Annotated in this window: 3 protein-coding genes; 1 reads left to right on the forward strand and 2 read right to left on the reverse strand. The window is 74.6% G+C overall.

Translation table 11 applies throughout. The annotated features are described in order from the left end of the window. Positions 1–643: ribulose-phosphate 3-epimerase (locus tag ATM99_RS15555; protein WP_062103766.1), on the reverse strand; the 643-nt coding region annotated here is incomplete at its 3' end. Then, positions 640–1,620 (reverse strand): sugar-binding transcriptional regulator, encoded by a 981-nt coding sequence (locus ATM99_RS15560; protein ID WP_046529508.1) that lies wholly within the window; start codon positions 1,618–1,620, stop codon positions 640–642. The genes ATM99_RS15560 and ATM99_RS15555, both read right to left, overlap by 4 nt. Before the next feature lie 140 nt (positions 1,621–1,760). Between ATM99_RS15560 and ATM99_RS15565 the strand changes: the two genes are divergently transcribed. After that, positions 1,761–2,800 (forward strand): ABC transporter permease (locus ATM99_RS15565; protein WP_082659874.1); only part of this gene is annotated, 1,040 nt, incomplete at its 3' end.

Consider the following 2,800-nt stretch of genomic DNA (forward strand, 5'->3'; position numbering starts at 1 on the left):
ACGTGCGGGCGCGCGTGAGCCACGCGGCGGGGTCGGGGGCCGCGCACAGCGCGGAGCCGCTGACCACCCAGGTGGCGCCGTGCCGCGCGCACGTGCGCGCGTGGTCGAGCGTGACGCCGCCGTCGACGCCGAGGCCCGCGTGCCGGCCGGCGAGCGCGTCGAGCCGCGCGGGCGTGCCGGGCAGGAACGTGCTGCCCGCCTGCCCGGGCGTGATCGCCATGACCAGCACGACGACGTCGGGCGGCAGGTCGGCGAGCACGTCGAGCGGCGTGCCGGGGGAGAGCGCGACGCCCGGGCGCGCACCCCGCGCGCGGACGTGCTCGACCGCCTCGCGCCAGCCGGTGGCCTCGGCGTGCACGATCACCGTGCCGCACACGTCGGCCCACGCGTCGAGCACGGGGCGCGGGTCGGTGACCATGAGGTGCGCCTCGCCGGGCAGCCCGGTCGCGGCGGTCAGGCGCGCGACGGTCGCGGGGTCGAACCCGCCGGGCGCCGCGAACGCGCCGTCGGAGACGTCCCAGTGCCAGCGGCGCAGCCCGGCGGCGGTCAGGCGCGCGGCCTCGTCGTCGAGGTCGGCGGGCGGCGTCGACCACAGCGAGGCGGCGACGTCGAAGGCTCCCGCACCCGCCCCGTCCGGGCTCACGCGCGCGGGCGGTCGGTCGCGGGGGACGGCAGCTCGAGCAGGGCCTCGGCGAGGGCGCGGTCGGTGACGAGCTCGGTGCACAGCCCGGCGCGCACGATCGCGGCGACCGCGAGGGCCTTCTGCGCGCCGCCCGCGGCGGCGACGATGCGGGGGATCGCGCGCATCTGCTCGAACCCGATGGTCAGGCAACGGTCCTGGAAGTGCGGTGCGACGAGGTGGCCGTCGTCGGAGACGAGCAGCGACGCGACCTCGGCGCGCACGCCCGCGGCGAGCAGCGCGTCGCGCTCGTCGTCGCCGATGGTGCGCAACAGCTGCGAGTCCGGCGGGGCCCACGAGCCGACGGACACGACGGCCGTGGTGACGTCGTCGTACATGCGCAGGGCCGCGGCGACGTCGGGCTGGCGGCGCAGGGCCTGCGCGGTGCGGGGGTCGTCGACGACGAGCGGCGCGAACAGCGGGCGCGCGGTGCCGCCCGAGCGCAGCGCGACGCGCCGCACGACCTCGACCGGGGACTCGTCGAGGTCGGTGCCGATGGCGCCGGTGAGCTGCACGACGTCGACGCGTGGCAGCGGCGGCATGGCGGCGCTCATGGCGGTGAGCGTGCGGCCCCACGCGAGGCCGAGCACCTCGCCCGCGCGCAGCGTGGACCCGAGGATCTCGGCGGCGGCCTCGCCGACGTGGCGGCGCACGGCGTCGGGGTCGTCGCCGGCCTCGACGACCGTGACGTCGGTGAGGCCGAGGTGGTCGCGCACGCGTGCGGCGAGCGCGGGGTGCTGGAGGCCGTCGGCGTGGATCGTGATGGTGACGACGCCGGTCGCGCGCGCCTGCTCGAGCAGGCGCGCGACCTTGAAGCGGGAGACGCCGAGCTCGTCGGCGATCTGCACCTTGGAGGCGTCGTCGACGTAGTAACGGCGGGCGGCCAGGACCATCAGGGCGCGGTCGTCGACGGTGGCGCCGCGCACATCTGTGTCGCTCATGTGAGCACTGTAGCGCGCTCGAACGTTTCTGAACCGTGACCTTCGGGCCGGTGGACAAGCCCGGGCGCCGGACGTACTGTCGGTGGCAGATGAGCATGAAGCAATGCTCAGATGAGCGAACTGCAAGGAGGCAGGTTCCGATGGCGAGACGACGCCGCATCCCCGAAGAGCTCGGCATCTTCGCCGTCATCGTGCTGGTGGCGGTGATCTTCGGGCTGATGTCCCCGACGTTCCGCACGTTCGACAACGCGAACCTGCTGCTGCTCAACGGAGCGGTCATCGCGTTCCTCGCGATGGGCCAGGCGTTCGTGCTCCTCACGGGCGGCATCGACCTGTCCACGGGGTCGAACGTCGCGCTCACCGGCATGATCGCGGCGCTCACGATGCGCAGCGGCGCACCCTGGTGGGTCGCGGCCCTCGCCGCGCTCGCCGTCGGCGCGCTCGTCGGCACCGTCAACGGCGCGCTCATCCACTACCTCAGGCTGCCGCCGTTCATCGTCACGTTCGCCGCCTTCGGCGTCGCCGCGAGCATCCCCCTGATCCTCACCGGCGCGAGCTCCGTCAACGTCGCCGACCCGATGTTCGCGGTCATCGGCCGCGGCTCGCTGTTCGGCGTGCCCATGCCGGTCGTGCTCGTCGTCGTCTTCGCGATCGTCCTCACGGTCCTGCTGCGGCTCACCCCCACGGGCGTCCACATCTACGCCGTCGGCGGCAACCGCGAGACCTCGCGCCTGTCCGGCATCCCGATCGGCCGCGTCACCATGCTCGTCTACGCGCTGTCCGGCCTGTGCGCCGGCATGGGCGGCCTCATCGTCACCTCGCGCCTCATGGTCGGCTACCCGTCGGCCGGCTCCGGCAACGAGCTCTTCTACTCGATCGCCGCGGCCGTCGTCGGCGGCGTCAGCCTCTTCGGCGGCATCGGCTCGCTGCCGGGCGCGCTGCTCGGCGCCGTGCTCATCGGCACGGTCTCCAACGGCATGAACGTCGTCGGCGTGCAGAGCTACTGGCAGCCCCTGGTCATCGGCCTCATCATCCTCGGCGGCGTCATCATCGACACCTACCGCCGGCAGTCGTCCCTGAGCGACCTGCTCGGACGCGTCCTGCACCGCGGCGGACCCACCCCGCCCGCGGACCCCGTCGCCGCTAGCGACGCACCGCAGCCCGCGCGCGCCGCCGACGG

This window comes from Cellulomonas sp. B6, assembly GCF_001462455.1.
In the GTDB taxonomy this organism is placed as follows: Bacteria; Actinomycetota; Actinomycetes; order Actinomycetales; family Cellulomonadaceae; genus Cellulomonas.

Excerpts from the sequence above, each read along its gene's own strand:
- ATM99_RS15560 (WP_046529508.1), bottom strand. The coding sequence starts at position 1,620 with ATGAGCGACACAGATGTGCGCGGCGCCACCGTCGACGACCGCGCCCTG.